26 protein-coding genes and 2 pseudogenes are annotated in these 23,699 nt (G+C 60.5%); 15 read left to right on the forward strand and 13 right to left on the reverse strand.

The genetic code is table 11. The features are described from left to right. Window positions 1–78: 78 nt before the first annotated feature. From EXN68_RS24220 to EXN68_RS27965, 4 genes and pseudogenes are all read left to right on the forward strand, one after another. Window positions 79–1,311: a site-specific integrase gene (locus EXN68_RS24220; RefSeq protein ID WP_142843303.1), complete on the forward strand. Its 1,233-nt coding sequence runs from the start codon at window positions 79–81 to the stop codon at window positions 1,309–1,311. After that, window positions 1,308–2,669, forward strand: a complete 1,362-nt coding sequence (locus EXN68_RS24225) for a tyrosine-type recombinase/integrase (RefSeq protein ID WP_142843304.1) — start codon at window positions 1,308–1,310, stop codon at window positions 2,667–2,669. Before EXN68_RS24220 ends, EXN68_RS24225 begins: the two co-directional genes overlap by 4 nt. Further along, window positions 2,666–3,670, forward strand: coding sequence for a site-specific integrase (locus EXN68_RS24230; protein ID WP_142843305.1), 1,005 nt, complete (start codon window positions 2,666–2,668; stop codon window positions 3,668–3,670). Before EXN68_RS24225 ends, EXN68_RS24230 begins: the two co-directional genes overlap by 4 nt. A gap of 84 nt (window positions 3,671–3,754) precedes the next feature. After that, window positions 3,755–3,874, forward strand: a pseudogene (locus tag EXN68_RS27965) (antirestriction protein ArdC); the annotation flags it as partial. A gap of 6 nt (window positions 3,875–3,880) precedes the next feature. Here EXN68_RS27965 and EXN68_RS27730 read toward each other — a convergent pair. After that, complete coding sequence (locus EXN68_RS27730) at window positions 3,881–4,057, reverse strand: hypothetical protein (protein ID WP_193559550.1); 177 nt, start codon at window positions 4,055–4,057, stop codon at window positions 3,881–3,883. 443 nt (window positions 4,058–4,500) lie between these two features. On the opposite strand from EXN68_RS27730, the gene EXN68_RS24245 reads away from it, so the two are divergent. The 6 genes from EXN68_RS24245 (at window position 4,501) to EXN68_RS27740 (ending at window position 8,462) form a co-directional block, all read left to right on the forward strand. Continuing rightward, window positions 4,501–4,809: a DUF736 domain-containing protein gene (locus EXN68_RS24245; RefSeq protein WP_011427400.1), complete on the forward strand. Its 309-nt coding sequence runs from the start codon at window positions 4,501–4,503 to the stop codon at window positions 4,807–4,809. A gap of 143 nt (window positions 4,810–4,952) precedes the next feature. After that, window positions 4,953–6,008, forward strand: a complete 1,056-nt coding sequence (locus tag EXN68_RS24250) for a Fic family protein (RefSeq protein WP_142843306.1) — start codon at window positions 4,953–4,955, stop codon at window positions 6,006–6,008. Window positions 6,009–6,358: 350 nt separating this feature from the next. Continuing rightward, window positions 6,359–6,667, forward strand: coding sequence for a DUF736 domain-containing protein (locus EXN68_RS24260; RefSeq protein ID WP_011427400.1), 309 nt, complete (start codon window positions 6,359–6,361; stop codon window positions 6,665–6,667). Window positions 6,668–6,987: 320 nt separating this feature from the next. Further along, window positions 6,988–7,152 carry a hypothetical protein gene (locus EXN68_RS27735; RefSeq protein WP_193559551.1) on the forward strand — a complete coding sequence of 55 codons (165 nt, stop codon included), beginning with the start codon at window positions 6,988–6,990 and terminating at the stop codon, window positions 7,150–7,152. Between the two features lie 324 nt (window positions 7,153–7,476). Continuing rightward, window positions 7,477–7,959, forward strand: a complete 483-nt coding sequence (locus EXN68_RS24270) for a hypothetical protein (protein ID WP_142843307.1) — start codon at window positions 7,477–7,479, stop codon at window positions 7,957–7,959. Window positions 7,960–8,288: 329 nt separating this feature from the next. Continuing rightward, entirely contained in the window at window positions 8,289–8,462 is a 174-nt protein-coding gene (locus EXN68_RS27740; protein ID WP_193559552.1) for a hypothetical protein, read from the forward strand. Window positions 8,463–8,495: 33 nt separating this feature from the next. On the opposite strand, the gene EXN68_RS24275 is transcribed toward EXN68_RS27740, so the two are convergent. The 5 genes from EXN68_RS24275 to traC all read right to left on the reverse strand — a co-directional run bounded on the left by EXN68_RS24275 (window position 8,496) and on the right by traC (window position 12,271). Continuing rightward, complete coding sequence (locus EXN68_RS24275) at window positions 8,496–8,753, reverse strand: WGR domain-containing protein (protein ID WP_142843308.1); 258 nt, start codon at window positions 8,751–8,753, stop codon at window positions 8,496–8,498. 200 nt (window positions 8,754–8,953) lie between these two features. Then, entirely contained in the window at window positions 8,954–9,415 is a 462-nt protein-coding gene (locus EXN68_RS24280; RefSeq protein WP_193559553.1) for a thermonuclease family protein, read from the reverse strand. A 379-nt stretch (window positions 9,416–9,794) separates the two neighbouring features. After that, on the reverse strand, window positions 9,795–11,762 hold the full coding sequence (traG, locus tag EXN68_RS24285) for a Ti-type conjugative transfer system protein TraG (protein ID WP_142843310.1): 1,968 nt from the start codon (window positions 11,760–11,762) through the stop codon (window positions 9,795–9,797). Then, window positions 11,755–11,970, reverse strand: a complete 216-nt coding sequence (gene traD / locus EXN68_RS24290) for a type IV conjugative transfer system coupling protein TraD (protein WP_142843311.1) — start codon at window positions 11,968–11,970, stop codon at window positions 11,755–11,757. Before traD ends, traG begins: the two co-directional genes overlap by 8 nt. Before the next feature lie 4 nt (window positions 11,971–11,974). Beyond that, the gene (gene traC, locus EXN68_RS24295; protein ID WP_142843312.1) at window positions 11,975–12,271 is read right to left on the reverse strand and encodes a conjugal transfer protein TraC; all 297 of its coding nucleotides are present in this window, start codon (window positions 12,269–12,271) and stop codon (window positions 11,975–11,977) included. A 256-nt stretch (window positions 12,272–12,527) separates the two neighbouring features. Here traC and traA point away from each other — a divergent pair, with 256 nt between their 5' ends. From traA to EXN68_RS24315, 4 genes are read left to right on the forward strand one after another with little or no spacing between them, the layout of a single operon-like run. Then, window positions 12,528–15,839 (forward strand): Ti-type conjugative transfer relaxase TraA, encoded by a 3,312-nt coding sequence (gene traA, locus EXN68_RS24300; RefSeq protein WP_142843313.1) that lies wholly within the window; start codon window positions 12,528–12,530, stop codon window positions 15,837–15,839. Then, window positions 15,836–16,402, forward strand: a complete 567-nt coding sequence (gene traF, locus EXN68_RS24305; protein ID WP_142843314.1) for a conjugative transfer signal peptidase TraF — start codon at window positions 15,836–15,838, stop codon at window positions 16,400–16,402. Before traA ends, traF begins: the two co-directional genes overlap by 4 nt. Beyond that, window positions 16,392–17,555 (forward strand): conjugal transfer protein TraB, encoded by a 1,164-nt coding sequence (locus EXN68_RS24310; protein WP_142843315.1) that lies wholly within the window; start codon window positions 16,392–16,394, stop codon window positions 17,553–17,555. The genes traF and EXN68_RS24310 overlap by 11 nt, the downstream gene beginning before the upstream one ends. 16 nt (window positions 17,556–17,571) lie before the next feature. Next, complete coding sequence (locus EXN68_RS24315; RefSeq protein WP_142843316.1) at window positions 17,572–18,186, forward strand: TraH family protein; 615 nt, start codon at window positions 17,572–17,574, stop codon at window positions 18,184–18,186. Window positions 18,187–18,202: 16 nt separating this feature from the next. Here the strand turns inward: EXN68_RS24315 and EXN68_RS24320 are convergent, their stop codons facing one another. From EXN68_RS24320 to EXN68_RS24330, 3 genes are all read right to left on the reverse strand, one after another. Continuing rightward, window positions 18,203–18,580, reverse strand: coding sequence for a DUF5615 family PIN-like protein (locus EXN68_RS24320; protein WP_142843317.1), 378 nt, complete (start codon window positions 18,578–18,580; stop codon window positions 18,203–18,205). Further along, window positions 18,577–19,209: a DUF433 domain-containing protein gene (locus EXN68_RS24325; RefSeq protein WP_142843318.1), complete on the reverse strand. Its 633-nt coding sequence runs from the start codon at window positions 19,207–19,209 to the stop codon at window positions 18,577–18,579. Before EXN68_RS24325 ends, EXN68_RS24320 begins: the two co-directional genes overlap by 4 nt. 168 nt (window positions 19,210–19,377) lie before the next feature. Continuing rightward, complete coding sequence (locus EXN68_RS24330) at window positions 19,378–19,590, reverse strand: helix-turn-helix domain-containing protein (protein WP_037094533.1); 213 nt, start codon at window positions 19,588–19,590, stop codon at window positions 19,378–19,380. Window positions 19,591–19,786: 196 nt separating this feature from the next. Here EXN68_RS24330 and EXN68_RS24335 point away from each other — a divergent pair. Then, a pseudogene (locus EXN68_RS24335) lies at window positions 19,787–20,092 on the forward strand (transcriptional repressor TraM); the annotation flags it as partial. Window positions 20,093–20,177: 85 nt separating this feature from the next. Here the strand turns inward: EXN68_RS24335 and EXN68_RS24340 are convergent. From EXN68_RS24340 to EXN68_RS24355, 4 genes are read right to left on the reverse strand one after another with little or no spacing between them, the layout of a single operon-like run. Beyond that, window positions 20,178–20,438 (reverse strand): PilZ domain-containing protein, encoded by a 261-nt coding sequence (locus EXN68_RS24340; protein ID WP_161596383.1) that lies wholly within the window; start codon window positions 20,436–20,438, stop codon window positions 20,178–20,180. Between the two features lie 54 nt (window positions 20,439–20,492). After that, a complete protein-coding gene (locus EXN68_RS24345; RefSeq protein WP_142843320.1) occupies window positions 20,493–20,930 on the reverse strand; it encodes a TadE/TadG family type IV pilus assembly protein in 438 nt (145 codons plus the stop codon). Then, on the reverse strand, window positions 20,927–21,523 hold the full coding sequence (locus tag EXN68_RS24350; RefSeq protein ID WP_142843321.1) for a TadE/TadG family type IV pilus assembly protein: 597 nt from the start codon (window positions 21,521–21,523) through the stop codon (window positions 20,927–20,929). The genes EXN68_RS24345 and EXN68_RS24350 overlap by 4 nt, the downstream gene beginning before the upstream one ends. Further along, window positions 21,520–23,457 carry a pilus assembly protein TadG-related protein gene (locus EXN68_RS24355; protein ID WP_237681478.1) on the reverse strand — a complete coding sequence of 646 codons (1,938 nt, stop codon included), beginning with the start codon at window positions 23,455–23,457 and terminating at the stop codon, window positions 21,520–21,522. The genes EXN68_RS24350 and EXN68_RS24355 overlap by 4 nt, the downstream gene beginning before the upstream one ends. Window positions 23,458–23,699 lie beyond the last annotated feature (242 nt).

Raw genomic sequence — 23,699 nt, forward strand, 5'->3', positions numbered from 1 at the left:
AGTAAGGTCGAAGAGTAAGCGTCTCGGCGTTCTGATGGCAAACTTCTGCGGTCATTTTGACCAGCAGAGGAGTCATCGATGTCGAGTAACAGTGACCACCTGATCGCAGCGCTCAGGACCGAACTAATCCGCCAGCAGTACAGCCCGACTGTAGTCCACAATTATTGTGCCTATGCGCGCGGATTCCTTGACCACCTTTTTCTGCAGAACATCCCCGTCGCTGATGTGAGCGAAGTGCAGGTGGCGCAGTATCTGCACCACGCTATCGCGCTGTTCCTGGAACGCCATGGTCGATCTCCAGGGCCATACTGGCACTCGATCCCTCGCTCCGGAATCCACGCGTTGCTGCGGCTCGCACAGGGGCAGTGGCCACCCACGCCGATAGCGACGTGCCCTGCCGACGCACTTCGCTTTGCTATCTGTGAGGAATACGAGACATGGCTTCGAGAGGAACGAGGTCTAGCGGTGGCCAGCATCGACGCGTTGATGTGGGAGGGGCGAAACTTCCTGGCCTGGCAGTTCAATCGGCATGGCATTGATGGTCTGATGACAATGACCGTGGGCGACATCGATTGCTACATGGACATGCGCAGCCCTCACCAAACGCGCAAATCCGTAAAGGATGTAGCGGAGCGCCTTCGTTCGATACTGCGCTATCTCCATCGGACGCGACGTACTGCAATCGACTTGTCGCCGCACGTCATCGCCCCCTTGCTCTATGCCTATGAGGGGGTACCTTCGATCCTTACGCCAGACCAGATCGCCGCGGTTCTACAGACCTCGGGCATGGACAAGACGCCCGCGGGGTTGCGTGATCATGCAATTCTGCAATTGCTTGCCACCTACGGCCTCAGGTCTGGCGAAATCTGTAACCTTCATGTCAAGGATATCAACTGGCGGGCGGAATCGATCCGCATCCGGCACACCAAGACCCACGCCACTTCATATCTGCCGTTGATGGCGCCAGTCGGCGAAGCGGTGCTTGCCTATCTGCAGACGGGGCGGCCTGTGACCGATGCCCGAGAAGTCTTCATCCGTACAAGAGCGCCCTATCGCAAGCTCAGCATGCTCGCCAACATAGTGCAGCGACGACTTAAAGCTGCCGGGGTCAAACCGGCTGGCAAGAACGGCTCCCATATTTTTCGCCACGCTCGTGCAGTCGAAATGCTGCGCGCCGCAGTGCCCCAGAAAGTGATCGGCGACCTGCTGGGGCATCGTTCTGCCGAGTCTACGGCACCTTATTTGAAGCTTGCGACCGAAGATCTCCGTGCCATCGCGCTCGATGTGCCGGGAAAGGAGGTGCGCTCATGACGAAGTGGCCCGACCCTGAGCGCAAGTTGATCGCCCGGTACATTGCAAGCCTCAACCTGCGCACTACGATTAGCCCGATCTATTACAGGCAAGCGCTCAACACATTCCAAGATGTCGCCGAGCGCCACGCCACACTCGACAGAAATATGTTGGTGGCCTGGTTGCGGGTAGCTCCAGGCAGGGCGCTAACGACGCGGCTGCACCGTACCCGGATTGTCAACCGGTTCCTTGATCACCTTGAGGAAACAGGAGCTATCGAACGCAATCCCATCACCGCGCTGCGTGAAGCATGCAATATCAAGCAGTGCATGCCGGTGTGGCGGGCGCTGGCCGACCGCGATCCCGATAACGCGCTTGCCGAACTACACCAGCCAAAGCCATTCGGAAGCATATTGGGCGAAATGCTGGCCGCCCATGTCACGTTGATGCGCAACCGGGGCTACAAGTATCTCACCCAAGCAGTGTGGCTAACGCGGTTTGACCGCTTCCTGCAACTAAATCCTACTCTTCAGGATCAGCCAATCGATGTGATGCTTGAGCACTGGTCGACTGCAAAATCGACACGAAATCATCCGAACGAGTGCGAAAAACTGAAGCGGGTTCTGGGAAAAATTCTCCGCCATCAGGACCCCTCAATCCCGCCGCGCCGACTTGACCCGAGGCCGGGAAAGGACGTGGCCCGGCATTGGCGAAAACCGTATATTTACACACCCGCCGATGTGCGGCGTATGCTTGACATCGCCCGCTCTTACCCGTCACCGCGAGCGCCGCTTCGCCCGTTGAGTACTTACACCATGCTACTGCTTGCCTATTGCGCAGGGCTGAGGCGAAGCGAACTGGCCTACCTTGATCTTGGTGACGTGGACTTCCAGGGCGGCACGATTACGGTCCAGCAAACGAAGTTCTACAAAACCAGGATACTGCCGCTGCCCGACAGCGTGATGGTCGAGCTTCGATCCTATACCGAAGCGCGCCGCCGCGCCGGTGGATCTCAAGATCCAAGCTCGGGCCTGTTCTGGCACGAACAGCGTGGTGATCGTTATTCCAAAGAGGCCGTCGCCTGGCTGCTCGTTGATGTCATCCGCCGCACCGGGCTGAAACCACCACGAGGGCGAACAGGACCTCGCCTGCATGACCTGCGGCATTCGATGGTCGTGAATCGAATTATCGAATGGTACGAGGCTGGCATCAACCCACAGGACCGTCTGCCTTTCCTTGCTACCTATCTCGGTCATCGGGACATCAACTCAACGCTGGTGTACATCACCGTCACGCAGGACCTTCTGCATCACGCCAATGAACGGTTCCGCGTGCTGGGCGCGCCTTGCCTCAACTTCCGTCCGGAGGTGGGTGCATGAGCAAAAACAATCAGTTCCCACACCTGATGCGCGCGTTCTTCTACGAATGGCTGGTCGAACAGCGCAATGCCTCCATCAACACAGTGCGTTCTTATCGCGATGCCTGGCGGCTGTTCCTCCGGTTCGTCGCACAGCGCGCCGGTAAGAAGGTGGCGACAATCACGCTAGCCGATCTTACCGCTGGAGAGGTTATCGCGTTCCTTGGCCACGCCGAACACGAACGCGGCGGCACGATCGGCACGCGCAACTGCCGACTGGCAGCGATTCGCAGCTTCTTCAACTTCGTTGCGACCAGGGATCCTGGATCGATTGCCCAGTGTGTCGAAATCCTCAACATCCCGATAAAGCGTGGACCGGTCTCGGAACCATGCTATCTGGACCCGGCGGAAGTGACGGCGATCCTGGCTCAGCCTGACCGTTCGACACTCGAAGGTATGCGCGATCACGCCTTGCTCTCGTTCCTGTACAACAGTGGCGCGCGAATACAGGAAGCACTGGACCTATGCCCAGGTGCGATCCGCTTCGACAGTCCAAGCTGCGTGCGCCTGATCGGTAAAGGTCGGAAAGAACGCATCTGCCCGCTCTGGCCGGAAACCGTTATCTTGCTGAAGAAGCTGCTCGAACGGCAACCACGAGCGCCAGACCACCGCCTGTTCGTCAACCGGTATGGTGAACCGCTGAGCGCTTCAGGAGTTCGGTTCAAACTCGCCGCTTATGTAAGGGCGGCCGCCGAGACCACGCCGACGTTGCGCGAGAAGCATGTGACCCCGCACGCCTTCCGGCATGCTACCGCTGTGCACCTCATATCGGCAGGCGTTGACGTAACGGTTATCCGTAGCTGGCTCGGTCATGTGAGCCTCGATACGACGAACCACTACGCCAGAGCCAACCTCGAGACAAAACGCAAGGCATTGGAGCAGATTGGCGTTCCCGAAACAACCGGCCAGCAGCCCTCGTGGAAACGCGATACGAGCGTTCTCGCCTGGCTGGATACCCTCTGAAATAATGCGGAGGAACGCGGCCCCAAACCTCGGACTTCAGCCAGTCTGGTTGCGTTCCTCCGCATTATGGGTTGCTCCGGATAACTCAAGGTCCTGACCGACGACAGACGGGCGATCTTCCAGGCGGCGGCGCATGCGCAGCGGGCCGCAAGCTTCCTGCATGGCCTGCAGCCCGAAGCCGATGACGAGCGCCTCGCTGCCTGAGGACCATCAGCGTCGGTCGTTGGCCTCGCCAGCGGCCGGCACCTGTTCGGGTTTCGACGCAGAGAGCGTGTCAGAATCAGCCGTGAGATCCAGTTTGCCCCAGATCGAGGTTTTCCGATCGGCCTGTTTGAGCTTCCGGGACGGCTTGATTTCGACGGTAAACGGCTTTGGCTGCTGACGCATAGATCCTCCAGGCGACGATTCGCGAGCACGACGATAGCCCGAAGAACGGCCAACGCAACGCCCTTGTTCGGGTGTTCCCGGACGTTTGATTTTGACATGTGGCAAGGCAGCGGACCCACCGTTGCGGGATCCGGCTAGCCGTCGGGGCACAGCTGCCATCGCCGTATTCCTTATGCCCCTGAGCCAGGCCACGTCCTTCGCGGGCTCGATGAGGCGTGTCTGATCGAAAACCGGCTTCGCCTCGATCGTCCTCCCGCAACGGCCTTGCAAAACTTTCTTCCCCTGAGCGCGGTCGCGCCCATTCCTCGCGGACCAACAAAGTTTCTCCCGGCCGCCCTCCATTTCATTCCGGCCCCTGGGGTGCGGTCCGATCGTCCCCGATCCTTGCGACAGCCATCGAGGCCGCGATAGGCGCGGCCCGAAACAGCAAAAGGAATACGACAATGGCAACCATCGGCACCTTCACCACCTCCGAAACCGGCTTCAACGGCTCGATCCGCACGCTCGCCCTCAACGTCAAGGCCCGCATCGCCCGCGTCGAAAACCCCTCCGACAAGGGCCCGCACTTCCGCATCTACGCCGGCAACGTAGAGCTGGGTGCGGCCTGGCAGAAGCGCTCCGAGCAGGACCGCGACTACCTCTCGGTCAAGCTGGACGACCCGAGCTTCCCCGCTCCGATCTACGCAACCCTCACCGAAGTCGAAGGCGAGGACGGCTACCAGCTGATCTGGTCCCGCCCCAACCGGGACTGAGGCCCGGACGGTCCCGCCACCAAGGCGGGGCCTCTCCCGTGCTCTGACTTTTTTCCGCCGTTCTCTTTATTGGATGAAAATGGATGGAAAAATGGAGTCCGGTATGTCATATCCCATTCGGATGGAAACGGATGGGATAATGGATGACGGCCCTTGATCTGGCGAAACTGCGTATCACGCCTGAGATCCTATCGTTGATCGCCGAGATCGACGAATTCAAAGGTGCATGGCGAGCGCTCGGTCGTATCGCGCCAGACCGGCTCTCCAGCTTGCGCCGGGTCGCGACGATCGAAAGCATCGGCTCTTCGACCCGTATCGAAGGCGCAAAACTGAGCGACCGAGAAGTCGAAAGGCTGCTCTCGAACCTTCGAATCGGCTCGTTCACCAGCCGGGACGAACAGGAGGTCGCAGGCTATGCCGAGGTAATGGAAACGATCTTCTCCGCCTTCGACACGATCCCGCTTGACGAAAATCACATCCGCCAACTCCATCGGGATCTGCTCGCTCACTCGACCAAAGATGAGCGGCACAGGGGAAACTGGAAAACCCTTGTCAACAACGTCGAAGCCTTCGACGAAGATGGGCGAAGCCTGGGCGTCGTTTTCGCGACAGCATCCCCCTTTGATACGCCGGGCCGGATGTCGGAACTGGTGTCCTGGCAACAGGCCCAGGAGAAGGATGGGACGTTTCACCCTCTGCTCATCGTTGCTGCCTTCGTGGTGGTCTTTCTGGAAATCCATCCTTTCCAGGACGGCAATGGCCGCCTGTCGCGAGCCTTGACCACTTTGCTGCTCCTTCGGGCGGGCTATACCTACGTGCCATACAGCTCCCTCGAAAGTGTTGTCGAGCAGAACAAGGAAGCCTATTACCTCGCGCTTCGTCGAACGCAGGGCACGATCCGGACAGATCAACAGGACTGGAATCCGTGGGTCGAGTTTTTCCTCCGGAGCCTGCAGCGCCAGAAGCAGCGGCTCGAGCGCAAGATCGAGCGTGAACGTATCCTGCTGGGCGACCTGCCGGAGTTGTCGGTCTCGATCCTCGAACTGGCGCGTGAGCGCGGGCGCGTTACGGTGATGGACGCGGCCAAGGCCACAGGCGCAAGCCGCAACACCGTCAAGGATCATCTTCGGGCGTTGACCGAACAGGGGCATCTGACTCTTCATGGAGCGGGTCGCGGGACCTGGTACGGCCTGAACTAAAGCCGGAGTGATTGGTCCGCCGATGCGCCGGGATCGGAGCCATGGCCCAACTGCGCGCGGCCGCCATTGCCACGTCCCTTTGCCAAGGGTCAGCGGCGCTCCATTCGCGGGCTCGATGAGGCATGTCTGACCGGAGAGCGGCTTCGCCTCGATCGTCCTCCCGCAACGGCCTTCCAAAACTTTCTTCCCCTGAGCGCGGTCGCGCCCATTCCTCGCGGAACAACAAAGTTTCTCCCGGCCGCCCTCCATTTCATTCCGGCCCCTGGGGTGCGGTCCGATCGTCCCCGATCCTTGCGACAGCCATCGAGGCCGCGATAGGCGCGGCCCGAAACAGCAAAAGGAATACGACAATGGCAACCATCGGCACCTTCACCACCTCCGAAACCGGCTTCAACGGCTCGATCCGCACGCTCGCCCTCAACGTCAAGGCCCGCATCGCCCGCGTCGAAAACCCCTCCGACAAGGGCCCGCACTTCCGCATCTACGCCGGCAACGTAGAGCTGGGTGCGGCCTGGCAGAAGCGCTCCGAGCAGGACCGCGACTACCTCTCGGTCAAGCTGGACGACCCGAGCTTCCCCGCTCCGATCTACGCAACCCTCACCGAAGTCGAAGGCGAGGACGGCTACCAGCTGATCTGGTCCCGCCCCAACCGGGACTGAGGCCCGGACGGCCCCGCCACCAAGGCGGGGCCAACTGGCCACAAAGACAAGCAGGCGGCAGGCATCGAGCCTGCCGCCTGCTTTTTCGGTGCGATACGGAACCGGAATATGTCTGCTCAGTGGATGCTATCGTGCCGGGAAGAAATGCCGGCCTCGAGGACGAGCGGTTCCCCCAATTTTGCCTCCGCTCCGGTTTCCTGCGCTCCAACAAAATCGGCTCCCCCACTCGCCGGCTCCGCCGGTCGCTTCCGCGCTCCTTGACCCCGTTATCTCTTCCCGCCCCGCCGTCTCGTCTTTCACGAACTCAAGGAGATGAGACGATGACCATCGAACGGCACATCGAGGAACTGCGCGCCGAATTGAGGAACGCCTGCGACGCCGTCGAGCGGGCTCAGGTCGAAGCGGAGCTTCAGCTCGCCCTGGCCGATCTGGCCGTGGCGCTTGCCGAACAGGACGGCATCATCGAAGCCGAGCCGCCTTTCTGAGGCGGCTCTCATTCTGCTGGATCATGAGCCGGTCCGCCGGATCGACCGGCCTCCCGGCTGTCAGGGGTTTCCCCCTCGACACTCTTGCCGGCTCGCGCCGGATACGGTCACGTCCCCTACAGGGCCGTGGGTCTCTTCTCTCTCTGACGTCCCATGGTACTCCAGCAAATCCGGCGTCAAGGACGGCGCGGTCTCCCCCAATTTTTCCGCCGCTGCGCTTCCCGAAAAAATTGGCTCCCCCGCTCGCGAGCCGCGTCCCGCGGTCCTTGACCCCTCTTTGCAACAGAGAGGCCGATTTCCGTCATCAATGAAGGAGATCACACAATGACACCTGACCAGAACCTTGCGCTCTACACCAAGCTTTCCGGTTTCCGGCTCGTCGTCCTCGCCAACCGCTTCGGCTGCGATACCGACGTTTCGCGAAAGCTCCATGAGCGACTGCTCGAAGGGCTCGAGGCGGCTGCCGGTCGTATCCGGACCATCACGGCATTGGAGCGGGCCGGCGACGACGAATATGCCGCGTACCGGCTGGAAGGTGAGACCGAGATCTTCGGGCGCTTCACCATTATCCTGCTGGATGAGCTCGACATCGATTTCGACACGCACGAATACCGCATCAACGGCGGCGATTGGTCCATCGCTTTGACGGCGGACTATACCGGCGTCGACATCGACTATCCGGAACTGATTGCGCTCACCGACGACGAACTCGGCTCACTTGCGCCGATCATCAAGGATATCACGCGGGAAACCGGTATCGCAGTAAGTGCCTCCCGTGTCAGCTACATCAGGTGTCCAGCATCATAATCAATCCGTCGGCGGGCTCGACCATCCGGAGGGCGGCGAGAGCGGCCCTTCGTTGAGATGCCGGCGAGACCATCGCAATGATGGCGAGAACGACCAGTTGAGCCTCTTCCTTTCGACCTGCCGTCATCTCTCATCGGGGATGTTGCAGCCCGTGCGTCGCGACGCAACCTGCCGCCGCCAGAATTTTCCCCGCCGCGCTGCGGCTCCTCGCGAATCAAAATTCAGCCGCCGTCAGGTCCTCCACGTCCGTTACGGCCCTTTGGGTGCGCCCCTCCTTTCGGGCCTGCGCTCACATCCCGCGATGACCGCAATCGACAAGGAGATCCATCATGCAACAGCTCGCTCAATTCCTCGCCGCTACCGGCCGCCGGCTCCACACCCTCGGAAAGGTGATCAGCCACTTCTTCCGCAAGGGCAAGCTCGGCCTGAAGCTTGGCCTCAAGATCCCGTTTTTCGTCGAGATCGAGGTGTCCTTCGAGACCGACTGGAACCGGCGCCGATGAGGCACGCTCACGGCCCGCTTCGGCGGGCCTTTCTCAACTCGCCACGCAGGCGCGCGGACGATACCCGCGTTTTCGCTTTTGTCGGAGCAGATCGAGAAACAGCCGTACGGCTTCCTCTTCCCGACTGAAATGATGGACCATCATCTGCCCCTTGCTTCCGATGCGGCCCCATTTGCGCAGGAGACAGACGTCCCCGAACAGGTTTGGTTCGATCGACATGGCATAGTAGCGGGCCATGTTCTTCGAGGCGTCCGAGCGCTCGACATAGAGATGGTAGGGTTGCGCGATCATGAGGTCAGAATCTCTGATCGCGGGGATCCCGTCCAACGACACTTATGAATCGGTCGGCGCAGATCGATTCATAACGGTGATGACATGCGAAAGGTCGTGACAAGCTTGGGCGAGACGCCGGCGGCGCACGGCTCTGTTCGCGGTGCTCACGGAGCCCGCACACGGTCTCCGCCCCTTGGGCGACGATCCTCTCGCGGATCTCAGCCGCACCATCCATGTCTTGCGCCGTCCCAGTTCCTGGCGAGGCCCTCGTCGACGAGAGTGTCTCCGAGCGAGCGCCCTGCCCGCGTTACGGTACGGAGCTTGCGGCCATACTTGTCTTCGTCGCGCAACCCGGCTGAAAGCGAGAACCTGCCGGCATTGAGCAGCGCAAGCAGGCGCGCTTTCGCCGCCTCGCCTTTGATCCGTTCCGCCTCGCAACGCGGCGGGCTGAGCTCAGGCGTGTCGATATCCGCGATGCGGATTTTCTCGCCTTTGAACCAGAACGTGTCGCCGTCGACGACGCAATTCACATGTCTGCCCCCGCCACAGATTGAAAACGCTTCCGACAGCGAGTCCGTCGTCGGAATTTTGCCCAGAGCGAGGTCACCGGTGAGATCTCCCGCGCCGCCGAAGGCAAGCCATCCTCCCGCAGCGATGCCGATAGCTGAGATGACTGCCATCAGCGATATGCGCGAGATGCTCCCTCCAGATAGCGGTGATTTTCCCCGCAGGCGATGTCGATCATTCCTGCTACCGGACTTCCGCGGCTTTCTGAACGGAACCACATTCGATTTCGCCACTCGCCCGTCCTCTCCTGTTTGCCTCACCCTATATCGAACCCGGTTTCATCTGCGTTTACGGATACGCTCGGCCTCGACCTTCAGTCGGGCCGGCAGTATGGTGTGCGGGAGCGGGGCGCAGTCGGTCCCGCCTCCCCTTCGGGCCACTATGTTGAGGCTCCTGCGGCTGCGCTCTCTCCCGCTCTCGCACGACGAGAATTCCCGAAATCCCACCCCCGGGTGGCCGCTATGCTGATTTCTCCGATACTCTTCATGATCCTTAATCGGCCTTGCTCGTTGCACTGCGCGCCGGCTCGATCGGATGGGTTCCAGCCGTGTTTTCGTGCCTGTGAAACCTGTTCGTTCCGACGCAGGATTTCATGTCGTCGCGCCGGAACCAGATGGCGCGGCCGCATCGGAGCGGTGCGTTCCCGGCCGTAAACACGATCTGCTCATCGGCGCGCATGCGCAGCACCTCGTGCGGCTGGATCAATGGCCGTGCGGCCAATTGCTTGGATCGCGTCCGCGACGATCCTTTCATCTGTGAACTGCGGCTGACCTGGTCGATCTCGACCGTCGTCATGCCGCAACGGCGTGAAATGTAGTCGGCGGTTTCGGGATCGTTGATCGCTGCAAAACTGATCCAGCTCGCGCTCTCGAACCATTTGCTGGCGGCATCGCGTCCACCATAGGTTTCGCGTAGTTGCCCGATCGACTGATAGATCATGACAAGGGTGATGCCATACTTGCGGCCGGCATCGCGCGCCGTCTCAAGGATCCGCATGTAGCCAAGGCGGGCAACTTCATCGAGGAGGAACAGCGCCCGACCCTTCATCGAACCATCGCGATTGTAGATCGCATTGAGGAACGAGCCGATAATGACGCGCGCAAGCCCCGCGTGCGTCTCCAGTGTTTTCAGATCGATGTTGATGAACACGTCCGTGTTCCCATCGGCTAGATCGGCCGTGGAAAACGTCTTGCCCGAAACCAGCGCGGCATAGTTCGAGTATGACAGCCAATGGGTTTCCTTGATTGCATTGGCGTAGACACCGGAGAAGGTTTCGGGCGTCATGTTCACGAAGGCTGCGACATTTTCCTTCACGAAATCCGAGTCCGAATTGTCGTAGATCTCCTGCAGGCGTTGCCGCAGCTTCGGCTCCGGCTCGGAGAGATTGGCGCGAACCTGGCGAAGCGTCTGGCTTTCCTTCTCCGTATGGCCGGACAGGCAAACGTCGGCGATCATTGCCGTCAATAACTGCAAGGCCGAGGCCCGGAAGAAATCATCGCGCACACCGCGCGTGCCGCCGCTGTCGCTCATGATCCATGAGGCGACGGCTGCGATATCCTCCTCCTTGGTGCCGCCGAATTGCCCGATCCAGTCAAGCGCATTGAGGCCGGTCTCCGGGTTTTTGGGATCGAGGACGAACAGGTCCCGGTTCGCGCTCGTCCGGTGGGTTGAGACCATCGGCGCCACTTCGTTCGATGGATCGAGAACTATCAGCGAGCCGCCCCATTTGAGCGCCGTCGGTATCGTCACCGACGTCGTTTTGAAGCCACCGGAACCGGCGAACACGATACCATGCGACGAACCGAAGGATCCGTCGAAGCAGAGCAGTGGCGACTTGCCGCCAGCGCCCCATGTCTCCGGGTCGTCGGCCCGAAACGAACGCGCTGCGGTGCTGTCCTTGTCGACACGATATCGCTCGCCGATGACAATGCCGCCGGTATCTGAAAAGAAGTTTGCCGCTTCCGGCAGCTTCATCCATTCGGCCTCGCCATGCAGCGCCCGCTTGCCGCGGATGCGCTTCGGCTCGGCGCTGGCGAAGGCCGCATTGCCGGCCAACGCGACGCGCAGCGCGAAGCATGAGGCCATCGCCGCCGCCCCAGCTCCGATCAGAGTCGCCGGATCGACATAGGCGAGAATGGACTTGCTCGCCGGAACCTTATCGGTGAGCGCAAACAACCTCATCGTTTCGCGAATTGCGGCGATCAGGATCGTCGCCGCACCGCCGGCGACGACGCCCCATCCAGCCGTCTTGATCCTGATCGCGCCGGCGCTGGCAAACAGGAAGACGATGCCGACGAGCCCTGCACTGACATACGGCAGCGCGATCCCTGCTCGGCCAAGCGTCTGCCGCGCTGCTTCCGTTTTTCCGAAACCGGACAGCCAGTGTTCGATCCCGCTCAACCCAACGGCGACCATGATCATCAATGCGACGGGCGCGATGAAGAGCATGATCCTATTCATCGGCTTTCCCGAAGGCCTCCGCGCCGATCGCCATCAGCCGCGCTCGTTCCATCTCATCGACTTTGAGGCGCTGACGCAAATCGATCAGCGCCCCCAGCAGAAGCGCGCGTTTCTCGTAGCGAAGACCGGCTTTGACGATCAGGCCGCCAAGCTCGATCTTTTCCCGCGTGTCTTGTCTGCGGGCGTCGGACGTGGTGGTGCGCGCCATCCGCTCAAGCCTCAGCAGTCCCGCCCGCAGCCGCGCCAGCCGCGTCCTGCGTGGACGATGCGCTGCTTTCGCCGGCGTTGCCACCCTTCTTCCCTCCGGTCGTAGCTGCCTTTCCTCCGCGAAACCGTTTGGCCAGATCCTCGAAGGCTGCCTGCAGCTCCGCCTCGTCGACCTCGATCTCGCCAAGACCGGCCTTGAGGGCGATCCGGCCGATACGCTCTGCCTCACGGGTCTCGGCGGCCTTAAGCTGCTCCTGGAGCTTGGCGATTTCGTCGCGGATTTTCGAGGATGGCTTCTTCATTCCGTCTGTCTCCCTTGGGTGAGAAAGCTTGTCTTTCGAACCCATTTTTCCGGAGGTGAGTGCGGAACGCACTACTGTGAATCCTACAATCGCCAAAGCGCGAGCTTTGGTGAATGATCCCGGCCGTTCCGAAGGAGCGGATCCGAAGGGCGCAATTATACGTCGCTGCCGCGACGCTCTTGCTTGAGGCCCGTGGCGGGCCTGCCGCTCTCGACGAAACCCTTGATTTCGTTCGCAACCGGGAAAGAATTCCGCCGTGGCCGTCCCCCATTTCTCCGTCAGCGTCGTTGCCCGCGGCTCCGGCCGCAGCGCCGTCTTGTCGGCCGCCTACCGCCACTGTGCCAAGATGGAATTCGCCCGCGAGGCCCGAACGATCGACTACACCCGCAAGCAGGGACTGCTGCACGAGGAGTTCGTCATCCCCGCCGATGCGCCCGAATGGCTGCGCTCGATGATCGCGGACCGCTCGGTCTCAGGTGCCTCCGAAGCCTTCTGGAACAAGGTCGAGGCCTTCGAGAAGCGCTCCGACGCTCAGCTCGCCAAGGATGTCACGATCGCCCTGCCGATCGAGCTGACCGCCGAGCAGAACATCGCGCTGGTGCGGGATTTCGTCGACCAGCACATCACGGCAAAAGGCATGGTGGCCGACTGGGTCTACCATGATGCGCCCGGCAATCCGCATGTTCATCTCATGACGACCTTGCGGCCGCTGACTGCGGACGGTTTTGGCGGCAAGAAGATCCCGGTAACAGGACCGGACGGCAATCCGATCCGCAACGACGCCGGCAAAATCGTCTATGAGCTCTGGGCCGGAAGCATCGACGATTTCAACGCGTTTCGCGACGGCTGGTTTGCCTGCCAGAACCGGCATCTGGCGCTCGCCGGCCTCGACATTCGTGTCGACGGCCGCTCCTTCGAGAAGCAGGGAATTGACCTGGAACCGACCATCCATCTCGGCGTCGGCACGAAGGCGATCGAGCGGAAATCCGATGGCGCTTCCAAGCCCGTGGAGCTCGAGCGTCTCGAACTGCAGGACGCGAGGCGGAACGAAAACGTCAGGCGCATCGACAGGAATCCCGAACTCGTCCTCGCCTTGATCATGCGCGAGAAGAGCGTCTTTGATGAACGAGACGTGGCGAAGATCCTGCACCGCTACGTCGACGACGCGGATCTGTTCCGAAGCCTCATGGTCCGGATCATTCTGCACCCCGACACGTTCCGCATCGAGCGCGAGCGGGTCGAATTTGCCACCGGGTCCAGGCTTCCCGCCAAATACACGACCCGCGACATGATCCGGCTCGAAGCCCAGATGGCCAATCGAGCGGTCTGGCTGTCTCAGCGGTCCTCCCATGGCGTTCGCGACGCCGTGCTGGCGGCGACATTTGCGCGTCATGAGCGTCTGTCGGACGAGCAGAAAACGGCGATCGAACATGTGGCGGGACCTGAGCGGATCGCCGCCGTGATCGGCCGCGCCGGCGCCGGCAAGACGACAATGATGAAGGCGGCGCGGGAGGCATGGGAAGCGGCCGGTTATCGGGTCGTCGGAGGCGCGCTCGCCGGCAAGGCGGCCGAGGGCCTGGAGAAGGAAGCGGGCATCATCTCTCGGACACTTGCGTCGTGGGAGCTTCGCTGGAACCAAGGCCGTGACCAGCTCGATGGCAAGACGGTGTTCGTTCTCGACGAGGCCGGCATGGTGTCGTCGCGGCAGATGGCGCTCTTCGTCGAAGCGGTGACGAAGGCTGGCGCGAAGCTCGTCCTCGTCGGCGATCCCGAACAGCTTCAACCGATCGAAGCCGGTGCCGCCTTCCGCGCGATTGCCGATCGGATCGGCTATGGCGAACTCGAAACCATCTATCGCCAGCGCCGGCAATGGATGCGCGATGCTTCGCTCGATCTCGCGCGCGGCAAGGTCGGCAATGCGATCGATGCCTACCGGGCCAACGGCAAGATAATAGGATCGGATCTGAAAGCCGACGCGGTCGACAACCTGATCGCCGCCTGGGACCGCGATTACGACCCGGCAAAGACGTCGCTCATCCTGGCTCACCTACGCCGCGACGTGCGCATGCTCAACCAGATGGCGCGCATCAAACTCATCGAACGCGGGGTTCTCGGCGAGGGCTCCATGTTCAAGACAGCGGATGGCGATCGTAACTTTGCTGTCGGCGACCAGATCGTGTTCCTGAAGAACGAGGGATCGCTCGGCGTAAAGAACGGCATGCTGGCGAAGGTCGTGGAAGTGGGACCGGGGCGCATCACCGCGCTGATCGGTGATGGGGAGAATGCCCGCCACGTGCTGGTCGAACAGCGCTTCTACAACAACCTCGCTCACGGCTATGCCACGACCATCCATAAGAGCCAGGGCGCGACGGTTGACAAGGTCAAGGTGCTCGCTTCCCTTTCGCTTGACCGCCATCTCACCTATGTCGCCATGACCCGTCATCGTGAGGACCTGGCCGTCTATTACGGGCGCAGATCCTTCGCGAAGAACGGCGGGTTGATCCCGATCCTGTCGCGAAGGAACGCGAAGGAAACGACTCTCGATTACGAGAAGAGTGCCTTCTACCGGGAGGCGCTTCGCTTTGCCGAAGCGCGTGGCCTCAATCTCGTCAACGTCGCCCGAACTCTGGTTCGCGATCGGCTCGAATGGCTCGTCAGTCAGAAGCAAAAACTTGCCAATCTCGGTGTCCGCCTTGCGTCCGTTGCCGGCAAGCTCGGGCTTGTCCGCGGCGCCGCACAGTCCCCAACCCAACCCAGCACCAAGGAGGCAAAGCCGATGGTCTCGGGCATCACAACCTTCGCCAAATCCGTCGACCAGGCGATCGAGGACAAGGTCGCCGCCGATCCAGGATTGAAGAAGCAGTGGGAGGAGGTCTCGACCCGCTTCCATCTCGTCTACGCCCAGCCGGAACGCGCGTTCAAGGCAGTCGATGTCGACGCGATGCTGAAAGATGAGACTGCCGCGAAATCCACGCTGGCGACGATCGGATCGAACCCTGAACACTTCGGTGCGCTGAAGGGCAAAACCGGGATGTTCGCCAGCCGCGCCGACAGGCAGGAGCGCGAGAATGCTGAGACCAATGCGCCGGCCCTGGCCCGCAATTTGGAGCGCTATCTGCGCCAGCGCGCGGAGGCGGAACGCAAGTTCGGGGTCGAAGAACGTGCCGCTCGTTTGAAGGTGTCGATCGATATTCCAGCGCTCTCGGCTAACGCTAAGCAGACCCTGGAGCGCGTTCGCGATGCGATCGACCGGAACGACTTGCCGGCCGGCCTCGAATATGCGCTCGCCGACAAAATGGTGAAGGCGGAACTGGAGGGTTTTGCCAAGGCGGTGTCCGAGCGTTTCGGCGAGCGGACCTTCCTGTCGCTTGCGGCCAAGGACCCCAATGGGCAGACCTTCAACACCCTGACCTCAGGAATGACAGCCGGACAGAAGGCAGAGCTCCAAGGTGCTTGGAATTCGATGCGGACGGTGCAGCAACTCGCCGCACATGAGCGCACGACCGAGGCGCTGAAGCAAGCGGAGACCTTGCGCCAGACGAAGAGCCAGGGGCTCTCGCTCAAATGAAGACAGCCGTGTTTACGTTCAGGACGCCACGCGCTCAAAGGGCGCATGCTGTCGTGCTCTTGGCCTTCGCGGCATCCATCGTTGGCGGCGGTGTTGCTGCCGCAATCGTCGGCGGCTTTCGCATCAACCTGACACCGAGCGAACCCCTCGGACTGTGGCGTATCGTGGCGCTCGGTCGCCCGGTGTCTCGTGGTGACCTCATCTTCATTTGTCCCCCGCAAACGACAGAAATGCGGGAGGCGAGAGAACGTGGTTATCTTCGCTCCGGCACCTGCCCAGGCGGCGTCGCGCCACTCATCAAGACTGTCGTCGCCGTTGCCGGCCAGCATATCGAAATCGGCGCTGGCGTCACGATTGATGGGCGACCGGTCCCTTCGTCCGATCTGGCAGAGCGGGACGGCAACGGCCGGCCGATGACACCATTTGCCGGCGGCGTTGTGCCTGATGAAAGCGTCTTTCTCCATTCACCCTTCAGGAGCTCCTACGACTCCCGCTATTTCGGGGCCCTGCCCGCATCCGGGATTCTCGGCCTGGCACAACAGGTGCTCACCTATGCGCCGTGAGCAGCTCCAGCCAACCGCATTGATTGTCGTTTCAATCGTCGTCGGGACGGTGGGATGGGGTGGCCATGTCCTGCTTCTTCCGCTCGCGTTCACGTTTCCGATCCTCTGGGCGCTTGCGCGAACGAGAGCGATGTCCGCGTTTGTCTCGGCCGGCCATTTCCTGGCCGCATCTCGTGGATTGCCGCAGGGCGTTGCCAACTTCTATTCGTCGGACCTCTGGCCTGGATTATTGCTCTGGCTCTGTGCGTCCGCCGGCTTCGTCATCGTGCACACCGTCCTCTGGACGAAGCGGACGGGTGCTCGTCCGTGTCGCTATCTTCTGGCAGCGGTTCTGATGGCCATTCCGCCATTCGGCATCACCGGCTGGGCTCATCCGATCACCGCCGCGGGCGTGCTGTTTCCGGGATGGGGATGGTGGGGGCTGGTTGCCGCGACAGCCGGCCTCATAGGCCTCGTAACCCGCATATGGCCAGCTGTCGCGATTGTCCTGGCAGGCTTTTGGATCTGGTCCGCCGCAACCTGGGACGAACCGAAACTACCGAAAACCTGGCAGGGGGTCGACCTCGAAATGGGCGCTTCGCTGGGGCGGGACGCCAGCTTGCAGCGTTACCGTGATCTGATTGCCACGGTGACGGAGCGGGCATCGGGCGGCACCCGCACGCTTGTGCTTCCCGAAAGCTCTCTGGGCTTCTGGACGCCGACCGTCGAACGGCTCTGGGTGCGAGCTCTGCGGGCAACTGACGCCATCGTCATCGCCGGCGCGGCAGTTGTCGATGCGGGCGGATACGACAACATTCTGATCGCCATCTCCGGCGACGATGCGCAAATTCTTTATCGGGAGCGCATGCCGGTGCCAGGCTCGATGTGGCAACCTTGGCGTCCCTTGCTCGGTGAGAGCGGCGGCGCGCGAGCGCACTTCTTCGCGAATCCGGTCGTGACCGTTGCCGACAGTCGCGCCGCACCCCTGATTTGCTACGAGCAGCTGATCGTCTGGCCCATTCTCCAATCCATGATCCACGATCCGGACGTCGTCATTGCCGTTGGCAACGGCTGGTGGACCAAGGGGACATCGATCGTGGCTATCCAGCGCGCCAGCACGCAAGCCTGGGCGCGCCTGTTCGACAAACCAGTCATTCTTTCCTTCAACATCTGAGTTCCAAGGAGCCCGTATGCTCGATGCTGCCCTGATCCAACAATGCGCCGATCCGTCGCTGAAGCCGGCGATCGTCGAGCAGTTCGTGACCGCTGCAGGCGCGAATGATCCCCTTGCCGTCACGGTCAAATCAGGTGGCCGATTGATCCTCGTTCCGAAGGCGACAACGCAGGACGAGTCGATGGCGATTGTCCGGCAGTATGTCGGCCAGGCCGTGGTACGTGTCGGCCTCACGCAGTTTCCGGCGGGCGTCGGCGTGAAGGACGCGGCCGATCTGAAGCCCGATCTGGTCGACGCCTGCCAAAACCTTCGAAGGGGAACGGCGATGTTCGCCAAGATCTTGCGGATCGTTGCCAAGTGGTACGGCAATCCCAAGAGCGACGACGTGTTCCCCCAGATCTTCGACGATGCGGTCTATGCCTGGAAGACCGGCGAGTTCGAGGGCGTGAGCGTCTTCCAGGCGGACGATCCCGGAAAAAGCATTACGATCGACAACGTGTTGCCGGCAGTCCAGGACAAGGCCAGCGTGGACATACCGCCTGCGAATACAAACACTGAAAGTATCGAGAAAGGCGAAAGCGTCGGATCAGCGGAGATGCGGATCGACCTGTCGAGAATTGGGGGCAAATGATCCCAAGTGGAGGCGGCTATGCCTCCGGAAGCGAATAACGCGTGAGAACAGCGTTTTCGCCGTCGAGGGTCACTTCGATGACTTCGTTGACCATAGCCTGCTCCCCTGCCAAATCCTGCAGTATGAGGGCAAACAATTCTCGTTGCTGCGCGGGAAGCACCTGCGGGACAATGATCACCAGGCCCGCATGCAATTCCTCTTTCGCGTACAGCTTCCGGAAGTCGCGGGCATTGTTCGTTACGAACGTAAAATCCTCCTCGATGATCCGAGGCATCAGATCCCAGTCGGTTTCGCCGCTCAGTCCCAGCCAATTCACATGGAAGCAATCGTGGCCGTGCGCTTGCGCCACGGCCACGAGAGACGTGTGAAGGCATTCATCGATAAGAAACTTCACGAGGTCGAGCCAGAGGGTTTAGAGACGTTCTCGTTCCGAAGGCTCAGGCGCTTCACGGATTTCACCTTCAGGCCCTGCTCCGAAAGCTTCCGCGGCCGTCCCCTGGCGGGATGGGCCGCAGCCCAGATCTCGGCAAGGTCCACCATACGCTCGGTGACGGCAGGATAACCCTCGACGATTTCCGCCGTGCTTGCGCCCTGGATCTTCATCGCGGCAATCGTTCGCACGGGAACACGGGTTCGCTTGAAAACCGGTTCTCCGCCAACGACGCCTTTCACGCTCTCGATCATCCGTTCTGCTTCTCGAAGTGCCTCGGCGCGCGCGGCCAGCTGCTCCCGTGCTCGCGCGACGTCGACGATCAGATAGTCGTCCGCCCTGACGGTATCGGCATCGGGGTTCTGATCGATGGTGTCGAACATGCGTTTGCGTCGCTCGGCGGACAAGATCGATCCGACGCCATACCAGAGCTTCAACCGAAGCAGATCATCATCGGTGAGTGCTCGCCCCGTGCCGCCGATGAGATGTGTCGCGATGATCCGCTTGTCGATCGCATTGTGCACCGACTTTACTGCGATCTCGCTAACTGCTGCAGCCTCGGCGGGCGTGTAGGCGTGTGAGGTGCTGGTCATAATCATTCTCCTTGTGGAGAATATATAATGCGGCCGACGCTCGTGTAAAGCCTTTGATCAATGATCTCTGTGGTCAAGCTGTCCCGACTGGTCAATGCACATTGGCCTCGAAGCGAAAACCGCCTCTAAACCGTAAAAATCCAGTCCACCATGCGCGCGATTTGCAGATCAGTTCGATTTGGTCACGAGTTCGGCAGGTTCGACACCCAGTGCTTCTGAAATCTGGCCAAGGACCGTTAGGGTTGCCGACATTTCGGCGCGTTCAATGGCACCGATATGGCGTGCGCTCAGGCCTGTGCGGTGCGCCAGTTCCTCCTGCGTCAGTTTCTTGCCATGACGTATTCGACGCAAATTGACCGCCATGACCTCGTTGAGATCCATGACGTGAGCGGAACCTGAATCGGAATTATTGTTCTAGGAACTATAGTTCCGATTCGACATGTCCTGTGATATTGGGGGCAATCGATCTTCGACGGATTTGCAATGTTGGTCTTATGATAGTCTGTAGCGCGGCCGCACAGTGCGGGACCAAAGCATCGTTTCGAGTGGTGAAGGAATGAGTTTCGAGGAAAAACGAATGAACGATGCGGAGTCCTCTGAGACCGACAAGAGCGAGCGGGATCCGCGGTTCTGTTCGATGCCGAAGGAAGCGTTGGAGGAATTGGCGGTGTCGGCAATACACGAACACCGCCGGCTGCTCGCCGCGGATGAGGCTGTCTACGAGGAATGGACTCGCGCGAGCGGCGACCCCTCGGTTTCCAGCGACGTCCTGGCAAACCTGCAGGATGAATACATTGCCCGTCAGAAGAAGTCCGAAGCCCAGCAGGAAGAGCTGTCGCAGATCATCGACGCACTTGGCTACATCCCCGACGTCCCATTGGACGATTCAGCACGGTGTTTCGAACATACAATCCGGCCATCAGTATCATCGTATCGGGCGGAGAAGACTGGAAGCTAGCTCGTTGTGTTCATGTTGGTATATTGCCACCCATAAATTCGACGCCCAGTTCATTAAACCTACGCCAACGTATTTCACATTGACGCCGAGAACCGCCTTCCAGCGCCAGCTCGAACACGTTGGGAAGTTCCATCGTCGTTTCCATGACCAACCGGGCGCCACCTGCAGACAGATTGCGGATCGTGCAATCCCGCGTGGCCACGCCGTTGTTATAGATGATACGCGCGCCCTTGAAGGCGCGTATTCTGGGGGACGCCCGCCGCTCATCCACGGCAGAGCAAACCGTCGGGACGTGCAACGTGGTATGGAGCCCCGTGCGGCCACATCAGTAGTTGGTGTAGCATGCTTCGGCTTTCAGCTGAGTGCCGCCCGCCAGGGACGTCAGGAGATTTGGCACAACGGTCGTGAACTCGTATTCGATCCTCGCCTTTGAAAGACCTTCCAAACCGTTGCAGCTGGCACTGCGATCGAGAGTGATCGCCGTCGGATCAAGTTGGATGAGCCACCCCGCCGCTTTGGACTTCGCAAATGCGATCGCATTCTCCGAGCTGTAGGCTCCACCGTCTTCGCATTGGATCTGCGGTATGCCCATGCAACGCGCCGTGGCGATTGCTGTTTCGTGAAGAGCATGGGTCGCCCAGAACAACCGGGCAAATTCGATCATACCAAACAGCAACAACAAAAAGACCGGCGCGACCAACGCAAACTCAACGGCGCTGGCGCCGGAACGTTCACGAATGAACCTGCGTATGGAATACCTCATTTCGTCTGCACCATTGCGTTGGCGGCAATGGAACCGTCCTTGACGACATCGAACATCGTGAAGAACGGGGTATATGCCTGCTTTGCCGTTACAGCGACATAGCGTCCGGCACGCCCGCCGTCAGGGCAAGACGAGTTGCAGGTGACTTGCGACCCCCACTCGACAGATGCGGCATTCCCCTTCGGGCAATAGCAGGCATTGGCCTGACTGGAGACGCCACCGATCTTGATCGTCGCCCCGTCATAACTGGCCTGCGGACCGTTATTGACCTGTATTGCCGCGGTGGCATCGCCCCGATAATTGCTGGCGATCATGAGGGCAAGATTCTTGGCCAGTTCGCTACCGTTGCTGCCATCGACCTGGTCGGCATGGGCGATTGCATAGCTGGCGCTTGCCGAGACGGCCGCCTCCAGTTGAAATCGCGAGAACACCAGCATTCCCAGATCGACACTCGCCACGAAGACGAGAGCGAAGATGGGAACGACCAAGGCAAATTCGATAGCAGCATTGCCCTTTGTGTCTTTCAACACAAAAAGCGGATGGCCAAGGCGAACGCGTGCTCGCAGCGCCATTATTCTCAGAAACGTCTTCATTGGACCAAGGCCACCTTTCGGGTTCCACTCAGTTGCGTACATTCGGACATCGCTTGGGAGCCGCCGGATAGCGAGATGCTCGTGCCGATCAGTTGCAGACAGCCGTTACCCGCGTCCCCGAGCTGACCACCACCGCCAAAATCGATCACGCCATTTGGAAAATAGAAGGCGCCCGAGATTTTCGCTCTGCCGCCGGAGGTGATCTCAGCGCCTGTCGTATTCTTGGAAGACTGCGGACCGATAACCGCCAATTCCGCATAGGGGCCGGATTTCGGGGCGTTGAGCGTGATGGCGTTGCCGCCGGTCAGGCAGAATGACTTTCCGCTACATTCCCAATCAGAAGGTGTTTCGGTGCCTGACAGGACGATGGTGACGTCCTTGCCGGAGACCGCGACGTTGTCGCTGCATGCGGAGCCGCCGGTATTCACCGAGAAGTACCCGTCAACGGTATAGGTACCAGCGCCAAGTCGTGCACCGCCTGCCAGATTGACGTTTCCGGATATGTCATGCTCGGCGCTTGCGGGGATGGTGATGCAGCTACCGCCACCACCGCCGTTCAGATCTCCGTTCAGGCGGAAAACACCCTTTCCGGTGCTGGCATCCGCCATGACCGTGATGGAGCCGCCATCAAGCCCGATGGCGTTGTCGCCGCTGGATTTCCCGATGGTGTAGCTGTTGGACGTACCGGCCCCGAGTTTGAGTGTGGCGCCTGCACCCGTGTAGAAACCTGCGTCAAACACGAAGGCGCTTGGTCCATCTATGGTGACTTTGCCCGAGGCACAGAGGCTATAGCGGGCATCACCACATTTCTCGCCTCCCATGCCGAAGTGGAACGAACCAGTTCCAAATGTCAGGTCCGCACCATAGACCCCCTTCTCGACGTTGAACGTGCCGTCACCGAATTCGAGCTTCGTGCCGAAGTCGTTCTGAATCCTGCCCGAGAAGTTATAGACTGTCGACTTGACCCCCGAGACGTTGAACTTCACCTGGAGGTTGCCGTGGACAAGCAACGAGCCGATGTTGATCTTGGAACCGCTGCAGGTCACATCCCACTTGTCCATCCAGTACTGATTGTAGTTGGCCGGATCGTAGCTGCATCCAATGGCCTGCAGGGCGGCGGCAGTGTCCGGGGGTGAGGTGCTGCCACCGAACTCGATGTCCTTGCCTTTGGTGACCGAAGCCTCAGTCGGCCAGGACGCCTTCCGAATTATGTCGAGGCGAGCATTGAGTTCCGCCACGCCCGCGTGATTTTCCAAGGGATCGGAGGTGTACTGCTTGGTGACGGGAGCTTCGCTGCCGTCGCCTTTCACAATGTTCGCTGTCCACGGACAGGGCTGCGAAGAACCCTCAAAGTAGGTGGCACTCTTGGCTGTGATCTTGGTACCACATGGTGCGATCAGATCGTTGTTAGAGGCCACGTAGCAATTTGGCGCGCCGACCTGGACACCACCGGAAAGCGTCACGCCTGTTCCCGATTTATCAAGCGCGATGATGCAGGCACTTTCCGCCGCGCCAAACGAAGAATAGGCCTCTGCTGCGACGTCAAGCTGAGGTTTCACCCCTAGAACCGGCGCCAGAAACAGCGTGTTCGTCGTCTTCACCTCAACGTATACCGCCTGGAGCTTTTCGTTTTTCGGTGACGCCGCAAGCGAGACGGAAACGTTCGCGGGATCGACGCCGTTGAGCTTCGCAACATTGAGCGCGGCAGACCTCATCCGATCCTGCGAGCTTGTTTCACTATAGGCGAGCGCGCCCGCGTAAGATGCCAGATCAGCAGTGCGCTGATTTTCGTCCCGGACCAGCAACCCGTATCCATACTCGACGGACAAAGCAGCAAAACCAATGATGACCGGCAGCAGTATTGCCGCCATGATCGCGATGCCGCCGTGCCGGTCGGCGCTCAAACGTAAAATAAGGTGGTGAATAATCTTCATGGTCAAAATTCTCTTTGGGAGCCATGGGCCAGTGCAAACCTGATGGCCGGGCGCCTTTGCTCTTCATATTTTTTGTCTGGCAAATGGCGACCCGGCTCCGTTCCACGAGGGACCCCAAAACAGGGTTCTCGCTCCAGCGATGGGACCGAAAAACGAAGTGCTCTGCGCTGTTCCTGGCTGCACTTCACCGCGAACGCGGACAGAGCCCGACGGAATGGACACCACTGAGCAATCGCTCAGTC

This window comes from Martinezella rhizogenes (assembly GCF_007002745.1).
GTDB classification, from domain to species: Bacteria; Pseudomonadota; Alphaproteobacteria; order Rhizobiales; family Rhizobiaceae; genus Agrobacterium; species Agrobacterium cucumeris.